The organism is Enterobacter sp. MGH 37, assembly GCF_000534515.1.
GTDB lineage: Bacteria > Pseudomonadota > Gammaproteobacteria > Enterobacterales > Enterobacteriaceae > Enterobacter > Enterobacter kobei.
On sequence record NZ_KI973205.1, the window covers coordinates 997,657 to 1,017,295 of the forward strand.

At 53.6% G+C, this 19,639-nt stretch carries 23 protein-coding genes and 1 other annotated feature; of the genes, 16 read left to right on the forward strand and 7 right to left on the reverse strand.

The genetic code is table 11. From position 1 onward, the window contains the following. Nucleotides 1-144: 144 nt before the first annotated feature. Complete coding sequence (locus L383_RS18930; RefSeq protein ID WP_023332771.1) at nucleotides 145-681, forward strand: YniB family protein; 537 nt, start codon at nucleotides 145-147, stop codon at nucleotides 679-681. 36 nt (nucleotides 682-717) lie between these two features. Here L383_RS18930 and L383_RS18925 read toward each other — a convergent pair whose 3' ends face one another. From L383_RS18925 to pfkB, 3 genes are all read right to left on the reverse strand, one after another. Then, complete coding sequence (locus L383_RS18925) at nucleotides 718-1,578, reverse strand: fructosamine kinase family protein (RefSeq protein ID WP_014883486.1); 861 nt, start codon at nucleotides 1,576-1,578, stop codon at nucleotides 718-720. 105 nt (nucleotides 1,579-1,683) lie between these two features. Further along, a complete protein-coding gene (ghoS, locus tag L383_RS18920; protein ID WP_014883487.1) occupies nucleotides 1,684-1,974 on the reverse strand; it encodes a type V toxin-antitoxin system endoribonuclease antitoxin GhoS in 291 nt (96 codons plus the stop codon). Nucleotides 1,975-2,077: 103 nt separating this feature from the next. Continuing rightward, nucleotides 2,078-3,010: a 6-phosphofructokinase II gene (pfkB, locus tag L383_RS18915; protein WP_023332772.1), complete on the reverse strand. Its 933-nt coding sequence runs from the start codon at nucleotides 3,008-3,010 to the stop codon at nucleotides 2,078-2,080. Between the two features lie 296 nt (nucleotides 3,011-3,306). Here pfkB and L383_RS18910 point away from each other — a divergent pair, with 296 nt between their 5' ends. Next, complete coding sequence (locus tag L383_RS18910) at nucleotides 3,307-4,065, forward strand: DUF481 domain-containing protein (RefSeq protein WP_014883489.1); 759 nt, start codon at nucleotides 3,307-3,309, stop codon at nucleotides 4,063-4,065. 61 nt (nucleotides 4,066-4,126) lie between these two features. Here the strand turns inward: L383_RS18910 and yniD are convergent, their stop codons facing one another. Both yniD and yncL read right to left on the reverse strand, forming a co-directional pair. Continuing rightward, nucleotides 4,127-4,234 carry a small membrane protein YniD gene (gene yniD / locus L383_RS25820; protein WP_008500658.1) on the reverse strand — a complete coding sequence of 36 codons (108 nt, stop codon included), beginning with the start codon at nucleotides 4,232-4,234 and terminating at the stop codon, nucleotides 4,127-4,129. Between the two features lie 98 nt (nucleotides 4,235-4,332). Beyond that, nucleotides 4,333-4,425 (reverse strand): stress response membrane protein YncL, encoded by a 93-nt coding sequence (gene yncL, locus L383_RS24770; RefSeq protein WP_071819746.1) that lies wholly within the window; start codon nucleotides 4,423-4,425, stop codon nucleotides 4,333-4,335. A 321-nt stretch (nucleotides 4,426-4,746) separates the two neighbouring features. Between yncL and thrS the strand changes: the two genes are divergently transcribed. From thrS to selO, 14 genes are all read left to right on the forward strand, one after another. Beyond that, nucleotides 4,747-6,675, forward strand: a complete 1,929-nt coding sequence (gene thrS, locus L383_RS18905; RefSeq protein ID WP_014883490.1) for a threonine--tRNA ligase — start codon at nucleotides 4,747-4,749, stop codon at nucleotides 6,673-6,675. A 3-nt stretch (nucleotides 6,676-6,678) separates the two neighbouring features. Then, a complete protein-coding gene (gene infC, locus L383_RS0123750; RefSeq protein WP_059287945.1) occupies nucleotides 6,679-7,221 on the forward strand; it encodes a translation initiation factor IF-3 in 543 nt (180 codons plus the stop codon). 97 nt (nucleotides 7,222-7,318) lie between these two features. Continuing rightward, the gene (rpmI, locus tag L383_RS18900) at nucleotides 7,319-7,516 is read left to right on the forward strand and encodes a 50S ribosomal protein L35 (protein ID WP_001124225.1); all 198 of its coding nucleotides are present in this window, start codon (nucleotides 7,319-7,321) and stop codon (nucleotides 7,514-7,516) included. A 50-nt stretch (nucleotides 7,517-7,566) separates the two neighbouring features. Continuing rightward, entirely contained in the window at nucleotides 7,567-7,923 is a 357-nt protein-coding gene (gene rplT, locus L383_RS18895; RefSeq protein WP_000124850.1) for a 50S ribosomal protein L20, read from the forward strand. Between the two features lie 117 nt (nucleotides 7,924-8,040). After that, nucleotides 8,041-8,165: a sequence feature (Phe leader region), on the forward strand. Next, the gene (gene pheM / locus L383_RS25825; RefSeq protein ID WP_001386830.1) at nucleotides 8,046-8,090 is read left to right on the forward strand and encodes a pheST operon leader peptide PheM; all 45 of its coding nucleotides are present in this window, start codon (nucleotides 8,046-8,048) and stop codon (nucleotides 8,088-8,090) included. (Overlaps the previous feature by 45 nt.) A gap of 62 nt (nucleotides 8,166-8,227) precedes the next feature. Beyond that, entirely contained in the window at nucleotides 8,228-9,211 is a 984-nt protein-coding gene (gene pheS / locus L383_RS18890) for a phenylalanine--tRNA ligase subunit alpha (protein ID WP_010426091.1), read from the forward strand. A gap of 15 nt (nucleotides 9,212-9,226) precedes the next feature. Next, a complete protein-coding gene (gene pheT / locus L383_RS18885) occupies nucleotides 9,227-11,614 on the forward strand; it encodes a phenylalanine--tRNA ligase subunit beta (protein WP_014883491.1) in 2,388 nt (795 codons plus the stop codon). A 4-nt stretch (nucleotides 11,615-11,618) separates the two neighbouring features. After that, nucleotides 11,619-11,918 (forward strand): integration host factor subunit alpha, encoded by a 300-nt coding sequence (ihfA, locus tag L383_RS18880; protein WP_003857805.1) that lies wholly within the window; start codon nucleotides 11,619-11,621, stop codon nucleotides 11,916-11,918. Between the two features lie 103 nt (nucleotides 11,919-12,021). Next, on the forward strand, nucleotides 12,022-13,002 hold the full coding sequence (btuC, locus tag L383_RS18875) for a vitamin B12 ABC transporter permease BtuC (protein ID WP_014883492.1): 981 nt from the start codon (nucleotides 12,022-12,024) through the stop codon (nucleotides 13,000-13,002). Nucleotides 13,003-13,035: 33 nt separating this feature from the next. Continuing rightward, complete coding sequence (locus L383_RS18870) at nucleotides 13,036-13,587, forward strand: glutathione peroxidase (RefSeq protein WP_014883493.1); 552 nt, start codon at nucleotides 13,036-13,038, stop codon at nucleotides 13,585-13,587. After that, nucleotides 13,587-14,342, forward strand: a complete 756-nt coding sequence (btuD, locus tag L383_RS18865; RefSeq protein ID WP_023332773.1) for a vitamin B12 ABC transporter ATP-binding protein BtuD — start codon at nucleotides 13,587-13,589, stop codon at nucleotides 14,340-14,342. The genes L383_RS18870 and btuD overlap by 1 nt, the downstream gene beginning before the upstream one ends. Nucleotides 14,343-14,416: 74 nt before the next feature. Beyond that, nucleotides 14,417-14,881: a C40 family peptidase gene (locus tag L383_RS18860; protein WP_014883495.1), complete on the forward strand. Its 465-nt coding sequence runs from the start codon at nucleotides 14,417-14,419 to the stop codon at nucleotides 14,879-14,881. Between the two features lie 292 nt (nucleotides 14,882-15,173). Further along, a complete protein-coding gene (locus tag L383_RS18855) occupies nucleotides 15,174-15,884 on the forward strand; it encodes an EAL domain-containing protein (protein ID WP_014883496.1) in 711 nt (236 codons plus the stop codon). Between the two features lie 67 nt (nucleotides 15,885-15,951). Beyond that, nucleotides 15,952-17,394 (forward strand): protein adenylyltransferase SelO, encoded by a 1,443-nt coding sequence (selO, locus tag L383_RS18850; RefSeq protein ID WP_023332775.1) that lies wholly within the window; start codon nucleotides 15,952-15,954, stop codon nucleotides 17,392-17,394. Nucleotides 17,395-17,438: 44 nt separating this feature from the next. Here the strand turns inward: selO and L383_RS18845 are convergent, their stop codons facing one another. Beyond that, nucleotides 17,439-18,209 (reverse strand): 3-hydroxybutyrate dehydrogenase, encoded by a 771-nt coding sequence (locus L383_RS18845; protein ID WP_023332776.1) that lies wholly within the window; start codon nucleotides 18,207-18,209, stop codon nucleotides 17,439-17,441. Between the two features lie 10 nt (nucleotides 18,210-18,219). Next, nucleotides 18,220-19,611 carry a GntP family permease gene (locus tag L383_RS18840; protein WP_023332777.1) on the reverse strand — a complete coding sequence of 464 codons (1,392 nt, stop codon included), beginning with the start codon at nucleotides 19,609-19,611 and terminating at the stop codon, nucleotides 18,220-18,222. Nucleotides 19,612-19,639: the final 28 nt, after the last annotated feature.

The window sequence follows — 19,639 nt, forward strand, 5'->3', positions numbered from 1 at the left end:
ACGTCTCCTTATCCAGGGTGTTCGACAGACGATAAGTGCTAAGCACACTTAGCAATTTAGCATATTGCTTTCAAAGATCGGGCGAAAATGCTGTCCAGCAGGTAGACTTAGCCACAAATAACGCGTCTTTATGAAGAGGAACTGATGACGTATCAACAAGCTGGACGCATTGCTGTCTTAAAACGTATTGCTGGCTGGGTGATTTTTATTCCCGCCGTCATCTCTACGCTGATTTCTGTGCTCAAATTTATGTACGATCACAGCGAAAAACAGCCAGGCATTAATGCCGTCATGCTTGATTTTGCGCATGTCATGATTGAGATGATGCGGTTCAACACCCCGTTCCTGAATGTCTTCTGGTTCAACTCGCCAACGCCGGATTTTCACCAGCAGCTTAATATTGGATTCTGGGTCATCTATGCGTTGATTTTTATTGCCATGGCGTTACAGGCATCCGGTGCGCGAATGAGTCGCCAGACCCGTTTTCTGCGCGAAGGCGTTGAGGATCAGTTAATTCTGGAACAGGCGAAAGGCCCGGAAGGAATGAGCCGGGAGCAGATTGAATCCCGCATTGTGGTACCGCGTCACACCATTTTCCTGCAAATTTTCCCGCTCTATATTCTCCCCATTATCATCATTGTGGCGGGATACTTCTTCTTCTCTCTGCTGGGTTTTCTCTGACAGATGAGGGTGGCGGCACGGCCACCCGATTTGTCCCTATGCCGCAAGTACGCGTTCAAGCGCACGCTGGGCGTTGACCAGATGCTGCCCGCCAAAAAGGATAGCGCGGTTCATCAGCGTATAAAGCTGATACACCGGTTGGCGCTCGAGAAAATCGGACGGCAGAGGGGAGACTGACTGATAGCCATCATATATTTGCGGGGGCTGCTCTGGATGCAGGGGCAGCATGGCCAAATCGCACTCTCTGTCACCCCAGTAGCAGGCCGGGTCGAAGATATAGGGGCCGTTGGGACCCAGCGCGCAGTTGTCGGACCATAAATCGCCGTGCAGCAGAGATGCCTGCGGCTGATGGGAGGCCAGGCGCTGTTGTACATGCTCAACGATGGCATCAATATTGCCAAATTCCAGCCCTTTTTCGGCGGCCAGTTCAAGCTGCCATCCGATGCGCTGTTCGGCAAAAAACGTCGACCACCGACGCTGCCAGGCGTTGGGCTGTGGGGTAGTGGAAAGGTCGTTGTCAAAATCGAGCCCAAACTGGGGCTGATCGCTCCACTGGTGAAGTCGCGCGAGCTGTTGCCCGAGAATGAAGGCGTTATGGGCATCCAGCGGGCGGGGAGGGAGATAGTCCATGACCAGGAAACTGTAGTCCCGGTCGCTGCCCAGAGCCAGCACCTGCGGTACTGTCACCGTTTTACTGCGAGACAACAGTTCCAGCTGGTCGGCTTCAGCGGTGAATATCGGGAGCAGTTCTCGCTCATCACACTTCACGAAAAGATCGCGTCCTGCGTAGCGTAAATGCCACGCGGCGTGGATCTCTCCGCCTGGCAGTTCGTTACGCAGTTCAATTTCACCTTCACCCAGTTGCTCACTTAAAAGATGACTGATAGCCTGCCACATGTTGACTCTCCCATGTTGTCTGCCAGATCATAAAGTTAGCGCATAATTGCGGTAAAAAAATACGAACTAACGCACACCTGAGCGGTTTAAATTCATGCAGCGCACTTATTGTTCTTTTTTGTGCCAGCTTTCCCACGTTTCCACGGTGATGTCGGCGGGCTTGTCGGTCACACTTTCCACCAGGCTGGCGGCCAGGGCGTGAACGTCTTCTTCACTCAGGGCAGCGATCAAACCAAATGTCAGCGTGCCTAAATCATGAATATGGCCGTCATCGTCCGTCAGCGTGAGCAGAAAATTCGCGCGAGTAAAGGCGTTATTGAGCTCGTTCAGCTCGGTCAGTGACGCTTCACGAAGATTGATGGTTGCGACATAGCGGGTGATATCACCACTGCTCATAATTCACCTCGTTGTTATTCTGAAAGTTTTTTTAGCATAGTCGATATGCCATATTTGGCGACTTTAAGGTAAATTCCCCTTCGATTGGGAAGGGGAATAGAGGTCAGTCTTTTGAAAGGTAATCGACGATTTTCTGCGTATCGGCAAGCGAACACAGCCGCGTCCCCTGATTAATGGTGGCGGCACTCCCCGCCGCGACGCCATAACGCGTCATTTCCAGAAGAGAAGCACCCTGCGCCAGTTTTAGCGCCATCGCGCCGACCATGCTGTCGCCCGCACCCACGGTACTCTGGCTTTTCATGGGCGGCGGCACAACCTGCACAAAGCCCGTCTTGTCGACAGCCAGTGCCCCCTGAGAACCGAGAGAGACGACCACGCGGTGCGCTTTGCCGCTGCGAACCAGTTCTTCTGCGGCGGTGCGCACGTCATCAGGCTGGTTAAGTTCGCGATTCACAAGCGCGCTAAGCTCTTTCTGGTTAGGTTTAACGAGTTCAAGCTGCCCGGGGACTAACGCTGCCTGCAGGGCTTCACCTGAGCTGTCGACGATGCAGCGGATACCACGCTGAAGCACTGCCTTAACCAGCGCCGTCAGCTTTTCCGTTTTGACGCCTGGCGGCAGACTACCGCTGATAACCAGCAGTGAGCCGCTTTCAATGGTCAGTACCTTCTCTTCAAGTTGACGAAACTCATCATCGCTCAGTCTGGCGCCCGGCATCACGAAACGATACTGCTCCCCACTGGATTCGACGTGGACATGCAGATTCTGCCGGGTCCAGTCCTGGGCCGCTACGGTGTCTACGGCAACCTGTTCATCCGCCAGCAAAGAGACAAGATGTTCCCCCGTGGCACCCCCGGAAGGGAATATGGCGGTGGCTTTACCGCCAAGATGGGTAATGGCGCGCGCCACGTTAATGCCGCCGCCGCCCGGCTCAAACACAGGGGCGCTACAGCGTAGTTTACCTTCAGGGTAAATGTGCGGGGTGATAGTCGCGGAGTCGAGGGAAGGGGAGAGTGTCAGCGTATAAATAGAAGCCATCATAACCTCCTTTTAGTATGGGTTCTTTTAAGCCTGGCACCGATCGACAGGAAGGCAATGTAAATAACAGTATGATTTTAAAAATGAATGCTGAAACAAGCGTGATAAAAGATATATAAAATAAAACGCGCTTTGGGATCGTTCTTATTCAAAAAATGAAATAAGAAAATATTGCTATGTTATTTGCGCCTTTTTATAATTTGTTACCTTTCTCTGGACGCCTTGTCATTGATCCTCAAGAAAGTTTCCGAGACCGTGGTGGTCTCTTTTTTTGTTGTACGGACTCCTTAAATAAAATGAAGCTTTTGAAGACAGTACCCGCAGCACTGATGCTGGCGGGTGGCGTATTTGCATCACTGAATGCAACCGCCGATGACACCGTTTTTACTGTCATGGACGATCCCTCCACTGCCAAAAAACCCTTCGAAGGTAATCTGAATGCCGGGTATCTCGCGCAATCAGGTAACACAAAAAGCTCTTCTCTGACGGCGGACAGCACCCTGACCTGGTACGGTAATACCACTGCATGGTCGCTGTGGGGGAATGCCAGCAACACGTCCGCTAACGATGAACGCTCTTCCGAGAAATATGCGGCAGGTGGACGTAGCCGTTACAACATGACCGACTATGACTACATATTCGGTCAGGCAAGCTGGTTAACAGACCGTTATAATGGCTATCGCCAGCGTGATGTATTCACGACGGGTTATGGTCGTCAGTTCCTGAATGGGCCTGTACACAGCTTCCGTTTTGAATTCGGTCCTGGTGTTCGCTACGACGAGTACACCAACGGCGAAGACGAAACCCAGCCGCTGGGTTATGCGTCAGGTACCTACGCATGGCAGATGACCGATAACACCAAATTCACTCAGGGTGTGTCTGTGTTTGGTGCCGAGGATACGACGCTGAACTCTGAAAGTGCCCTGAACGTGGCTATCAATGAACACTTCGGTTTGAAAGTGGCCTACAACGTGACCTGGAACTCTTCACCACCAGCAAGCGCGCCTGAACATACCGATCGCAGAACCACCGTTTCACTGGGTTATAGAATGTAATCATGGCGGGCCGAAAATATCGGCCCGTTTCTCATCTCTGCCAGACGTCCCTTCTGATTCTCTAACCCCAAATCATTGCCGCCCAACGAAGTAGCAGCATCGCGCCGCAGATGGCAATCAGCACCAGCACCATTTTCCAGTGTTTTACGGCAAATCGTTTTGTTGGCATAACCTAATCCTTGTCCGTTGATACGCATAGTCTATCAAACGGGGCCGAAATATGCCCCTTCCTGGGAGCAATCGTGTTATGCCGGTATGGGGTTCAGCTCAGAACCAGTGGAATCGATCGGCGAGAATCAACAATAAACCGGTTGCTGACAGGATATTTAATATCACTACCGTTCTACTGGATACGTTCATGGTAAGCACCTGTGGATGTTAAAGGCCTGTTCAAAGTTAGCTCAGCATCGGCGAAATGCGAGTGCCAGAGAGACGCAATCTGCAAATATCTGCAACATGCCAGTCCTTCATTGTGGCAGCAGAGGGTGCAATCCCCTTGCTGTTAGTGTTAACATTAAGTCCCTTGCCGTAAACCCGCATTTATCTGAATTCGGCAGGTGCAGGATAACGAACCAATTTGACGATTGTTGGTCAGATGTTTCGTAATCTACTGTTTAATCACGATTATTTTCTTTGTATATGCTCTTATGTGTGGGGCATCACTGCAAATAAGGATATAAAATGCCTGTAATTACTCTTCCTGATGGCAGCCAACGCCATTTCGACCGCGCTGTTAGCCCAATGGATGTTGCCCTGGATATCGGTCCTGGCCTCGCGAAAGCGACCATCGCCGGCCGTGTGAACGGTGAGCTGGTTGATGCGTCCGATCTGATTGAAAACGATGCGACGCTTGCAATCATCACCGCGAAAGACGAAGAAGGTCTGGAGATCATTCGTCACTCCTGTGCGCACCTGTTAGGTCATGCTATCAAGCAGCTGTGGCCAAACACCAAAATGGCGATTGGTCCGGTTATCGACAACGGCTTCTACTATGACGTTGACCTTGACCATACCCTGACCCAGGAAGATATCGACGCGCTCGAAAAACGTATGCACGAGCTCGCCGAAACGAACTATGACGTCATCAAGAAGAAAGTCAGCTGGCACGAAGCGCGTGAAACCTTCGTCAAGCGTGGCGAGAGCTATAAAGTCTCTATTCTTGACGAGAACATCTCTCATGATGACAAGCCAGGCTTGTACCATCACGAAGAATACATCGACATGTGCCGTGGACCGCACGTGCCGAATATGCGTTTCTGTCATCACTTTAAACTGATGAAGATCGCAGGCGCCTACTGGCGTGGCGACAGCAACAACAAAATGTTGCAGCGTATTTATGGTACCGCATGGGCCGATAAAAAAGCCCTGAACGCCTATCTGCAGCGCCTGGAAGAAGCGGCGAAGCGTGACCACCGTAAAATCGGTAAACAGCTTGACCTGTATCACATGCAGGAAGAAGCGCCGGGTATGGTATTCTGGCATAACGACGGCTGGACCATCTTCCGTGAACTGGAAACGTTCGTACGCTCCAAGCTGAAAGAGTACCAGTACCAGGAAGTAAAAGGCCCGTTCATGATGGACCGTGTGCTGTGGGAAAAAACCGGCCACTGGGACAACTACAAAGATGCGATGTTCACCACCTCGTCCGAGAACCGTGAATACTGCATTAAGCCAATGAACTGCCCGGGCCACGTTCAGATCTTCAACCAGGGTCTGAAATCCTACCGTGACCTGCCGCTGCGTATGGCGGAGTTCGGTAGCTGCCACCGTAACGAGCCATCAGGTGCGCTTCACGGTCTGATGCGTGTTCGTGGCTTTACTCAGGATGATGCGCATATCTTCTGTACTGAAGATCAGGTTCGTGATGAAGTTAACGCCTGTATTCGTATGGTCTACGATATGTACAGCACCTTTGGCTTCGAGAAGATCGTGGTCAAACTCTCAACGCGTCCGGAAAAACGTATCGGTAGCGATGAGACATGGGATCGCGCAGAAGCGGATCTCGCCGTGGCGCTGGAAGAGAACGGTATTCCGTTCGAATACCAGCTGGGCGAGGGCGCATTCTACGGTCCGAAAATTGAATTTACCCTGTATGACTGTCTCGACAGAGCTTGGCAGTGCGGTACTGTACAGCTGGACTTCTCCCTGCCGCAGCGTTTAAGCGCCTCTTATGTTGGCGAAGACAACGAACGTCAGGTACCGGTTATGATTCACCGTGCAATCCTCGGTTCACTGGAGCGCTTCATCGGCATCCTGACCGAAGAGTTCGCGGGCTTCTTCCCAACCTGGCTTGCGCCAGTGCAGGTAGTGGTGATGAACATTACCGATTCTCAGGCAGATTACGTTAAAGAATTGACGCAGAAACTACAAAATGCGGGCATTCGCGTAAAAGCAGACTTGAGAAATGAGAAGATTGGCTTTAAAATCCGCGAGCACACTTTACGTCGTGTCCCGTATATGTTGGTCTGTGGTGATAAAGAGGTGGAAGCAGGCAAAGTTGCCGTTCGCACCCGCCGTGGTAAAGACCTGGGCAGCCTGGACGTAAGTGAAGTGATTGAGAAGCTGCAACAAGAGATTCGCAGCCGCAGTCTTCAACAACTGGAGGAATAAGGTATTAAAGGCGGAAAACGAGTTCAAACGGCACGTCCGAATCGTATCAATGGCGAGATTCGCGCCCAGGAAGTTCGCTTAACAGGTCTGGAAGGCGAGCAGCTGGGGATTGTGAGTCTGAGAGAAGCAATCGAAAAGGCTGAAGAAGCTGGAGTAGATTTAGTTGAAATCAGCCCTAACGCCGAACCGCCAGTTTGTCGTATCATGGACTACGGCAAGTTCCTTTATGAAAAGAGTAAGTCTTCTAAGGAACAGAAGAAGAAGCAAAAAGTTATCCAGGTTAAGGAAATCAAATTCCGTCCTGGTACCGACGATGGCGATTATCAGGTAAAACTCCGCAGCCTGATTCGCTTTCTGGAAGATGGCGATAAGGCCAAGATCACACTGCGTTTCCGCGGTCGTGAAATGGCCCACCAACAGATCGGTATGGAAGTGCTTAACCGCGTCCGTGAAGATCTGAGTGAACTGGCAGTAGTCGAATCCTTCCCTACGAAGATCGAAGGCCGCCAGATGATCATGGTGCTCGCTCCTAAGAAGAAACAGTAAGGCCTTCAAGCAGCAAAATCTGTGGAGCCTTCGGGTTTCATAGGTTTTGTTCGCCTATGTTTCGTTTATTTAACAATGCGAAGTGGAAGTTATTAAAATGCCAAAAATTAAGACCGTACGCGGTGCTGCTAAGCGCTTCAAAAAAACCGGTAAAGGTGGTTTTAAGCACAAGCACGCTAACCTGCGTCACATTCTGACTAAGAAAGCTACCAAGCGTAAACGTCACCTGCGTCCAAAAGCCATGGTTTCTAAAGGCGATCTGGGCCTGGTAATCGCGTGCCTGCCGTACGCATAAGTCGTTAACGTTTAACTTTTTTAACTTAGAATAGATACAGGAGAGCACACATGGCTCGCGTAAAACGTGGTGTAATTGCACGTGCACGTCACAAGAAAATTTTGAAACAAGCTAAAGGCTACTACGGTGCGCGTTCACGCGTATACCGCGTTGCCTTCCAGGCTGTTATCAAAGCAGGTCAGTACGCTTACCGTGACCGTCGTCAGCGTAAGCGTCAGTTCCGTCAACTGTGGATTGCGCGTATCAACGCAGCAGCACGTCAGAACGGTATTTCTTACAGCAAATTCATCAATGGCCTGAAAAAAGCCTCTGTTGAAATCGACCGTAAGATCCTGGCTGACATCGCAGTATTCGACAAAGTAGCGTTCACCGCTCTGGTCGAAAAAGCGAAAGCAGCACTGGCATAAGCCAGTTGAGAGAGGGGGCTTTGCCTCCTCTTTTCATTTAACACCATCAGAAGATTGACATTTATCCGTGCAGGCTTTTCAATAAGTTCTCAACGGTTTTTACCCAACAAGGTAACGCAAGCATGAATGCTGCTATTTTCCGCTTCTTCTTTTACTTTAGCACCTGACTCCAGGAGGCTAGCGCGTGAAAGATGAAACGAAAAACAGCGCCAGATAAGCCTCCCGATGGAGGCTTTTTTTGTATCTGAATTTGAGAGAATAACTCCACCAAATCGGTGTCTGCACCGACATAATGAGGAAAATCATGTCACATCTCGCAGAGCTGGTTGCCAGTGCAACAGCCGCCATTAATCAGGCCTCAGATGTTGCCGCGTTAGACAATGTCCGCGTCGAATATCTTGGGAAGAAAGGGCACCTGACCCTTCAAATGACAACCCTGCGTGAACTGCCGCCAGAAGAACGCCCGGCAGCGGGTGCGGTGATTAACGAAGCTAAAGAGCAGGTGCAGCAGGCACTGAACGCGCGTAAAGCCGAGCTGGAAAGCGCGGTGCTGAATGCGCGCCTGGCCGCAGAGACGATCGACGTTTCTCTGCCGGGTCGCCGTATCGAAAACGGGGGGCTGCATCCGGTTACCCGTACCATCGATCGCATTGAAAGTTTCTTCGGTGAGCTCGGCTTTACCGTGGCGACTGGCCCGGAAATTGAAGATGATTATCACAACTTCGATGCCCTGAATATTCCTGGCCATCATCCGGCACGCGCTGACCACGACACTTTCTGGTTTGACGCCACGCGTCTGCTGCGTACCCAGACCTCTGGCGTACAGATCCGTACCATGAAGGATCAGGAACCGCCAATCCGCATCATCGCGCCGGGTCGCGTCTATCGTAACGATTACGATCAGACCCATACCCCAATGTTCCACCAGATGGAAGGTCTGATTGTTGATAAAAACATCAGCTTCACCAACCTGAAGGGCACGCTGCACGATTTCCTGAACAACTTCTTTGAGGAAGACCTGCAGGTTCGTTTCCGTCCATCCTACTTCCCGTTCACTGAACCGTCTGCGGAAGTTGACGTGATGGGCAAAAACGGCAAATGGCTGGAAGTGCTGGGTTGCGGCATGGTGCATCCAAATGTACTGCGCAACGTCGGTATCGATCCGGAAGTGTACTCCGGCTTTGCCTTCGGTATGGGCATGGAGCGTCTGACCATGCTGCGTTACGGTGTGACCGATTTACGTGCATTCTTCGAAAACGATCTGCGTTTCCTCAAACAGTTTAAATAAGGGCAGGACAGAACAATGAAATTCAGTGAACTGTGGTTACGCGAATGGGTCAATACCACGCTGGACAGCGACGCGCTGTCTGACCAGATCACCATGGCGGGCCTGGAAGTTGACGGCGTTGAGCCGGTTTCCGGTGCCTTCACCGGCGTCGTGGTCGGTGAAGTGGTCGAGTGCGGCCAGCATCCGAACGCCGACAAACTGCGCGTGACAAAAGTGAATGTCGGCGGCGACCGCCTGCTGGACATCGTTTGCGGTGCGCCAAACTGCCGTCAGGGCCTGAAAGTCGCCGTGGCAACCGTGGGTGCGGTACTGCCGGGTGATTTCAAAATTAAAGCGGCTAAACTGCGCGGTGAGCCGTCTGAAGGTATGCTGTGCTCCTTCTCCGAGCTGGGTATTTCCGACGATCACAACGGCATCATTGAGCTGCCGCTGGATGCGCCAATTGGCACCGATATCCGCGAATACCTGAAGCTTGATGACAACACCATCGAGATCAGCGTTACGCCAAACCGCGCTGATTGCTTAGGTATCATCGGCGTGGCGCGCGACGTGGCCGTGCTGAACCAGACCGAACTGAACGCGCCGGAGATCGTACCGGTAGAAGCGACCATCAGTGACGTACTGCCTATTCAGGTTGACGCCGCGGATGCTTGCCCACGCTACCTCGGCCGCGTGGTAAAAGGCATCAACGTGAAAGCGCCAACACCACTGTGGATGAAAGAGAAGCTGCGCCGCTGCGGCATTCGCTCTATCGACGCGGTGGTTGACGTCACCAACTACGTTCTGCTGGAACTGGGTCAGCCAATGCATGCGTTCGATAAAGATCGTATCGAAGGCGGTATTGTTGTCCGTATGGCAAAAGAGGGCGAAACCCTGGTTCTGCTTGACGGCACCGAAGCGAAGCTGAACGCGGATACGCTGGTGATTGCTGACCACAGCAAAGCGCTGGCGATGGGCGGTATCTTCGGTGGCGAACACTCTGGGGTAAATGACGAAACGCAAAACGTCCTGCTGGAATGCGCCTTCTTCAGCCCGCTCTCTATCACCGGTCGCGCACGCCGTCATGGCCTGCACACCGATGCGTCTCACCGCTACGAGCGTGGCGTTGACCCTGCGCTGCAGTACAAAGCGATGGAGCGAGCGACTCGCCTGCTGATCGACATCTGCGGCGGTGAAGCCGGTCCGGTTATCGATGTCACTCACGAAGCGACGCTGCCGAAACGCGCAACCATTACCCTGCGCCGCAGCAAGCTCGATCGCCTGATTGGTCATCATGTTGCCGATGCCCAGGTGACCGACATTCTGACGCGTCTGGGCTGTGAAGTGACCGAAGGTCAGGACGAGTGGAAAGCCGTTGCGCCATCCTGGCGTTTTGACATGGAAATCGAAGAAGATCTGGTGGAAGAAGTGGCCCGCGTATACGGCTACAACAACATCCCGGACGAGCCCGTTCAGGCCGGTCTGGTGATGGGTACCCATCGTGAAGCCGACCTGTCCCTGAAGCGTGTGAAAACCATGCTTAACGACAAAGGCTACCAGGAAGTGATCACCTACAGCTTTGTTGACCCTAAGCTGCAGCAACTGATCCACCCGGGCGAGGAGGCGTTGATCCTGCCAAGCCCAATCTCCAGCGAAATGTCCGCAATGCGTCTGTCCCTGTGGACCGGGCTGCTGGGCACTATCGTTTACAACCAGAATCGCCAGCAAAACCGCGTGCGAATTTTCGAAAGCGGTTTGCGCTTTGTACCGGATAATCAGGCAAATTTAGGCATCCGTCAGGATCTCATGCTGGCTGGTGCTATCAGCGGCAACCGTTATGAAGAGCACTGGGACCTGGCAAAAGGTACGGTTGATTTCTACGATATGAAAGGCGATCTGGAAGCCATTCTGGATCTGACCGGTAAATTATCTGAAATTGAATTCCGTGCAGAAGCGATTCCAGCCCTGCATCCGGGCCAGAGTGCGGCGATCTATTTAGACGGCAAACGCATTGGTTTCATTGGTGTTGTTCATCCTGAGCTGGAGCGTAAGCTGGACCTGAACGGCCGTACCATCGTGTTTGAGCTGGAGTGGAGCCCGGTTGCAGACCGCGTCATTCCTCAGGCGCAGGACGTCTCCCGCTTCCCGGCGAACCGCCGTGATATCGCGGTTGTGGTCGCGGAAAACGTTCCCGCAGCAGATATTTTGGCCGAATGTAAGAAAGTTGGCGTAAATCAGGTAGTTGGCGTAAACTTATTTGACGTGTACCGCGGCAAGGGCGTAGCAGAAGGTTTCAAGAGCCTCGCTATCAGCCTTATCCTTCAGGATACCAGCCGTACACTCGAAGAAGAGGAGATTGCCGCTACCGTCGCCAAATGTGTAGAGGCATTAAAAGAGCGATTCCAGGCATCATTGAGGGATTGAACCTATGGCGCTTACAAAAGCTGAAATGTCAGAATATCTGTTTGATAAGCTTGGGCTTAGCAAACGGGATGCCAAAGAGCTGGTAGAGCTGTTTTTCGAAGAGATCCGTCGTGCTCTGGAAAATGGTGAGCAGGTAAAACTCTCCGGTTTTGGCAATTTTGATTTGCGAGACAAAAACCAACGTCCGGGCCGTAACCCGAAGACGGGGGAAGATATTCCCATTACAGCCCGCCGCGTGGTGACCTTCAGACCCGGCCAGAAGTTAAAAAGCCGTGTCGAAAACGCAACGCCCAAAGCAGAGTAATATGAACTAACCAAAAAGGCCGCCCACGCGGCCTTTTTTCTTTGCGCTCTCTGGCAAACCGACCGTAAAATCAAAGACATCACACGCTAATAAAACCACGCTCATGCTTGATTATGCTCATCGCCAACACCGTTCCGACCGACGTCGCCTGCTATTGCTGGCGCTGTTGCTGATTGTCGCCGCGGGTATCAGCCTCTGCGCGGGCGACAGCTGGATTGGGCCCGAACGCTGGCTGGGGCCTGACGGGCAACTCTTCGTCTGGCAAATTCGTCTGCCGCGCACCGTGGCGGTGATGCTGGTCGGTGCTGCACTGGCGCTGTCAGGTACCGTTATGCAGGCGCTGTTTGAAAACCCGCTGGCGGAACCCGGGCTGCTCGGGGTGTCGAACGGTGCAGGCGTCGGGCTGATTGCGGCGGTAATGCTGGGCGGAGGAGAACTCTCCGGATGGAGTATTAGCCTCAGTGCCATTTTCGGCGCATTACTGATCACCATCATCCTGCTTCGCTTTGCCAGACGGCACTTGTCGACCAGCCGCCTGCTGCTTGCCGGGGTTGCGCTGGGGATCATCTGCAGCGCGCTAATGACCTGGGCGGTTTACTTCTCGACCTCCTTTGACTTGCGTCAGCTGATGTACTGGATGATGGGCGGCTTTGGTGGCGTTGACTGGCATCAGGGCTGGCTGATGGCGCTTCTGGTGCCTGGGATTGTATGGGCAGCCCTGCAGGCGCAGCCGCTGAACATGCTCGCGCTGGGGGAGATCTCAGCCCGTCAGCTCGGCATGCCGATGGCGTTCTGGCGTAACGTGCTGGTCATTGCCATCGGTTGGCTGGTGGGCGTGAGCGTGGCGCTGGCGGGAGCGATTGGTTTTATCGGGCTGGTTATCCCGCATATGCTGCGTCTGTGTGGCTTCACGGACCATCGAACCTTGCTTCCGGCTTCGGCCGTGGCCGGAGCCGTCACGCTGCTGGTGGCTGATATCATCGCTCGTCTTGCCCTGACAGCCGCGGAGTTACCGATTGGTGTGGTAACCGCCACGCTGGGCGCGCCAGTCTTTATCTGGCTACTATTAAAATCCGGACGTTAAAAAACGACCCATAAGACAACCTGAGGGAATGCTATGCAGACTGATATCCTGAATACCGAAGTGACGACCATTGATGGCGAGAAAACCACGCTGGAAAGCTACAAAGGCAACGTGTTGCTTATCGTCAATGTGGCGTCCAAATGCGGCCTGACGCCACAGTACGAACAGCTGGAGAACATTCAGAAAGCCTGGGAGAAAGACGGTTTCACCGTGCTGGGCTTCCCGTGCAACCAGTTCCTGGGCCAGGAGCCGGGCAGCGAAGAAGAGATCAAAACCTTCTGCAGCACCACCTATGGCGTAACGTTCCCGATGTTCAGCAAAATTGATGTTAACGGCGAAGATCGCCATCCGCTGTACGCGAAGCTGATTGCTGCCGCGCCGAAGGCCGTTGCGCCTGAGGGCAGTGGTTTTTACGAGCGTATGGCCAGCAAAGGCCGCGCGCCGCTCTATCCGGACGATATTCTGTGGAACTTCGAAAAATTCCTGATCGGTCGCGACGGCCAGGTCGTTCAGCGCTTCTCGCCGGATATGACGCCTGAGGATCCGATTGTCATGGAATCGATCAAGCTGGCGCTGGCAAAATAATGTCACTGCTGATGCAGCTCACGGACGTCGCCGAGAAGGGGCGTCTGGAGCCGATGACCGGCGCTATCAATGCGGGGGAAATCCTGCATCTGGTTGGGCCAAACGGCGCGGGAAAAAGCACGCTACTGGCGCGGATGGCAGGGCTGACCACCGGGCCCGGGCAGATCACACTGCTGGAACATCCTCTTGCTGACTGGTCTCCCGGCTCGCTGGCCCACCGGCGCAGCTATCTGGTGCAGCAGCAGGTGCCGCCGTTTGCGATGCCGGTCTGGCATTATCTGATGCTGCATTTGCACGACAAACAGAATACGGCACTGCTTACGGAGGTGGCGGCGGCGTTAGGACTGGAAGATAAACTGCCCCGCCATGCCAGCCAGCTTTCCGGCGGTGAATGGCAGCGAGTGCGTCTGGCGGCGGTCATTCTGCAGATCCACCCCGCAGGCAACCCTCACGGGCGGATGTTGCTCCTGGACGAACCCATGAGTGGTCTGGATGTCGCCCAGCAGGCGGCGCTGGATTCGCTGTTAAGCGCGTTGAGCCGGAAAGGTATTGCCGTGGTGATGAGCAGCCACGACCTTAACCATACGTTGCGCCATGCCCATCGGGTGTGGCTACTGTCGCGCGGCAGGATGATTGCCAGCGGCGCGCGGGACCAGGTTCTTACGCCGCCACATCTGGCACGTGCCTATAACATGTCGTTCCGCAGGCTGGATATCGAGGGACATAAGATGCTGATTTCTACGGGGCAGGAGTAACCGTTTCTTGCCTGTTAACGCACTTGCGCGCTAAATTACCGAAAGAACAATAAAAGCAGAGGATTCGTCTGAAAATGCGATTCTGGTTTATCCTGGTGGCGGCACTCTTTCTTGCGGGATGCAGCAGCCATCGTGCACCGCCGCCTAATCCGCGGCTTTCAGATTCTATCACCGTCATTGCCAGTCTGAACGACCAGCTGAGCAACTGGCGCGGGACGCCTTATCGCTACGGCGGTATGAGTCGCGGCGGGGTGGACTGCTCTGGTTTTGTGCTGATGACGTTTCGTGACAAGTTTGATTTACAGCTTCCGCGCGAAACGCGCAAGCAGGCTGAAATTGGGACTGAAATTGATAAAGACGATCTGCTGCCGGGAGACCTGGTCTTTTTCAAAACCGGTTCGGGAGAAAGTGGCCTGCATGTCGGCATTTATGACACGGACAACCAGTTTATTCATGCCTCAACAAGCCGTGGTGTGATGCGCTCTTCTCTGGATAATGTTTACTGGCGTAAAAATTTCTGGCAGGCACGACGTATTTAATCTGCCCGAACACGTCTCACTGCCGGCAGGGTAACTATTAAATCATGCCGGTTTTTCTTGAATAAGCTGATTAAAGTTAAATTTACCTAAAATTAGCGTCATCCTTATGTGTCTGTTTTATCTAAAACTGGCTATTACTCTGTAACCAGGATAAGATTATTTTAGATTCAGGGATAAATCTGAAAATTAATACGGAACTAATGAAATTAAACTTATTAAAATCAAGACAGTGGAATTGTGTCGGCAATTGCTCCAGGATGTCCTCTCTCATCTTTAATGCGGGGCGAGTGCAATGATGATTACGCTAGATAATGCATACCAGTCTGAACTGATGCTTTTGCCTGCACGTAATAGTGCTGGCGAGCTTAAAGGTTTAGAGGTTCTGGTTAACTTTACTGGCGTCGGCACCGATGTGAGGATCCCCACTGAGCTCGTTATCCCCCGGCTTTCAGCGGCAGAAGAGTTAGCGCTGTTTAACGAAAAACTGCAATTGCTTGATACCTGTAAACTGTTTTTTATTCAGCATCAGTTAATTGCATGGATCAATATTACACCGGCTATTGTTGAATTTTTATTAAGTAATGGGAATGCTGTTTCAATTCTTGAGCGGTATCCTTTTCTTGAGTTTACTGTTAATGAGAATTATCCAGGTTTAAATAACGGAAAGGATGATCTGCAACTGGCGAGAATGGCGATCCATTTCCCCCTGGTCCTCGCAAACTTTGGTGCAGGCGCGGCATCGCTCAAAGCTGTCTATGATGGATTATTTAAACGGGTGATTCTCGATAAAGGTTTCATCCAGCAGCGGGCTTCGGAGCTCTCTTTCGAACCTTTTATGCGCGCTATCCTCTGGCAAATAACGCCGCACTGCCAGTCGGTGATCGTCTCCGGTATTGACGACCACGGTCTGCTGCAACGCGTCTTGTCCTTCAATTTTGGCGCCATGCAGGGCACGCTGTGGCCCGCTGTCCCGGCGGAGCACGTCACGACGCTGGTTCAGTAGCGATAACCCTGTCTTTCGCCCGTGTTTAAGTTCGGGCAAACCCTCTACACTAAAAGCAGGAGGACTTATGACCCTGTCTTTTACTGCTCACTGGCATGACGAGTTGCCTGGCTTTTACACCGCACTCAAACCCACACCGTTACACAATTCACGTCTTATCTGGCACAACGACCGGCTGGCCGATGAACTGGCCGTTCCGCCTGAGATGTTTAAGCCTTCCGGGGGCGCGGGCGTCTGGGGAGGCGAAACGCTTCTGCCCGGTATGCAACCCCTTGCCCAGGTCTATAGCGGACACCAGTTTGGCGTCTGGGCGGGACAGCTGGGCGACGGCAGGGGGATCCTGCTGGGTGAACAACAGCTTTCCAACGGAGAGACGGTTGAGTGGCATCTGAAAGGTGCAGGTCTTACCCCTTATTCTCGGATGGGCGATGGCCGCGCAGTATTACGTTCAACAATACGTGAATGCCTGTCCTCTGAAGCCATGCATGCTCTGGGGATCCCCACCACGCGCGCGCTGTCGATTGTCACCAGCGACACGCCGGTTATGCGCGAAACGGTAGAAAAAGGGGCGATGCTGATGCGTATCGCACAAAGCCATCTGCGCTTTGGCCATTTTGAGCACTTTTACTATCGTCGTGAGACGGACAAGGTTCGTCAGCTCGCGGACTACGCTATTCGTCGCCATTGGGCGCATTTGCAGGATGAGGCTGATAAATACGTTCTCTGGTTCCGGGACGTGGTCGCCCGTACCGCCAGGATGATTGCTCGCTGGCAAACGGTGGGCTTTGCTCATGGGGTAATGAACACTGACAATATGTCGCTCCTCGGGCTGACCTTTGATTATGGGCCGTTTGGTTTTCTGGATGATTATCAGCCGGGTTATATCTGCAACCACTCTGACTATCAGGGACGTTACAGTTTTGACAACCAGCCAGCGGTTGGGCTATGGAACCTGCAGCGGTTTGCGCAAACATTGTCGCCGTTTATGGATGTCGATGCCCTGAATGATGCACTCGACAGCTATCAGGACGTTTTGCTGCGAGAATATGGCACGCTGATGCGCAACAAGCTGGGGCTGATGACCCAGGAGAAAGGGGATAACGAGATCCTGAACGATCTGTTTGCACTGATGGCGCGTGAGGGGAGTGATTATACCCGCACTTTCCGGATGCTGGGCCAGACGGAGCAGCACAGTGCTGCATCGCCGCTGCGCGACGAGTTTATTGACAGGCAGGCCTTTGACGACTGGTTTGCACGTTACCGCTCCCGCTTGCAGCAGGAACAGGTCGATGACGCCGCCCGTCAGACGCAGATGAACGCGACGAATCCCGCGATGGTGTTGCGCAACTGGCTGGCGCAGCGGGCGATTGAACAGGCAGAGCAGGGAGAGTATGACGAGTTGCACCGTCTGCACCTGGCGTTGCGCACGCCGTTTGCCGACCGGGATGATGACTATATCAGCCGCCCGCCAGACTGGGGCAAACGGCTGGAAGTGAGTTGCTCAAGTTAAACATTTCTGGCCGGGTAGCGGCTTCGCCTTACCCGGCCAGAAACTCACTGTGCCACCCAGCCGCCATCCATATTCCACGCGGCGCCGCGAACGTTAACGGCGCTGTCGCTGCATAAAAACAGCGCCAGTTCGCCCAACTGCTCCGGGGTGACAAATTCACCTGAAGGCTGCTTTTCCCCGAGAAGCTGGTCTTGCGCCAGTTCCGGCGGGACGCCATCCGCGATGCGCTTATCGATTTGCTGTTGTACCAGCGGGGTCAGCACCCACCCCGGGCAGAGGGCATTGGCGGTCACGCCGGTGCGTGCGGTTTCCAGCGCCAGGGATTTGGTAAAGCCCACCACGCCATGCTTGGCGGCAACGTAGGCGGACTTCTCTTTCGACGCAACCAGCCCGTGAACGGAGGCGATATTAATGATGCGTCCCCAGTTTTGTTCACGCATGGCGGGCAACGCCAGCCGGCTGGTGTGAAACACCGCAGAAAGGTTAATGGCGATAATGTCGTTCCATTTCTCCACCGGGAAGGTCTCCACCGGAGCCACATGCTGTATCCCGGCATTGTTAACAAGAATATCCACGCCGCCAAACTGCGATTCGGCGTAGCGCATCATGGCTTCAATCTGCAACACGTCACGCAGGTCGGCATCGTGGTAGCCCGGCTTTTTGCCCAGTTGTGCAATTTCTTCTCGCGCTGATCCGCTGTCACCGAAACCGTTGAGAATCAACTGCGCCCCTGATTTCGCCAGCACGCGAGCGATCCCCAGGCCAATGCCGCTTGTCGAGCCGGTCACCAGGGCGATTTTACCGTTCAGATTCATTTTTCTCTCCTTACACAATGCCGGTCAGATAGAACACGGCAATGACAAAAAGCACTGCCAGGCTTTTAATGATAGTGATAGCGAAAATGCCGCCGTAGGCCTGACGATGGCTCAGGCCGGTGATGGCCAGCAAGGTAATCACCGCCCCGTTATGGGGAAGCGTATCCATCCCGCCGCTTGCCATTGACGCCACGCGGTGCAACACCTCAAGCGGGATTTTGGCCGCGTGGGCGGCAGCAACAAAGGTGTCCGCCATGGCCGCAAGGGCAATACTCATTCCGCCGGACGCTGAGCCGGTGATCCCGGCGAGAACGGTCACGCTGATGGCTTCGTTCAGCAACGGGTTCGGGATGGCAGACAGCGCTTTAGATAACACCAGAAAACCGGGCAGGGCGGCGATAACCGCGCCGAAACCGTATTCCGAGGCGGTATTCATCGCCGCGAGGATGGCGCCGCTCACCGCCGTTCGGCTGCCTTCTGCCAGACGTCCCCGGATATTGCGAAAACCAAAAATCAACACCAGCACAATACCGGAGATCAGCGCCGCCTCCACGGCCCAGATGGCGGTGATCTTGCTCACCTCGGTCACAATCGGTTTCACCAGTCCTGGCAGGGTAAGCTCATGACTCGTACCGTACCAGCCGGGGATCCAGCGGGTAAACAGCAGGTTCAGTATGCCCACGACCAGCAGCGGGGAGAGAGCAATCAGCGGATGCGGGAGATGAATATTGTCCGGCGTTTCAGGTTCGTTTTTCAGGTCCGCGCCATAACCTTCATTGTTATTGATCGCCTTACGCCGCTGCCGCTCCAGCCAGAGCAGGCCAAAGAAGATAATAAACAGAGAGCCGATAAGACCCAGCCACGGGGCCGCCCAGGCGTTAGTGCCAAAGAAGCTGGTGGGAATAATGTTCTGGATTTGCGGTGTGCCGGGCAGGGCGTCCATGGTAAACGAGAACGCCCCCAGCGCCACGGTAGCGGGGATTAACCGTTTAGGAATGCCGCTCTGGCGGAACAGTTCGGCGGCAAACGGGTACACCGCAAATGCCACCACGAACAGCGACACGCCGCCGTAGGTTAACAGCGCACACACCAGGACTATCACGGGGATAGCGTGCCGACGACCGAGGATCTGGATCGCGGCGGCAACGATGGATCGTGAAAAACCGGAAAGCTCAATCAGCTTGCCAAACACCGCCCCCAGCAGGAACACCGGGAAATAGAGTTTAACGAAGCCGACCATCTTTTCCATAAACAGGCCAGTAAACGTCGGGCCGACGGCACCCGGATCGGTCAGCAGCACGGCACCAAGCGCCGCAATCGGCGCAAACAAAATCACGCTGTATCCGCGGTAGGCCGCCAGCATCAGTAATCCCAGCGCCGCCAGGGCTATTAACACACTCATTACGACTCCTTACTTTAATTATTATTCG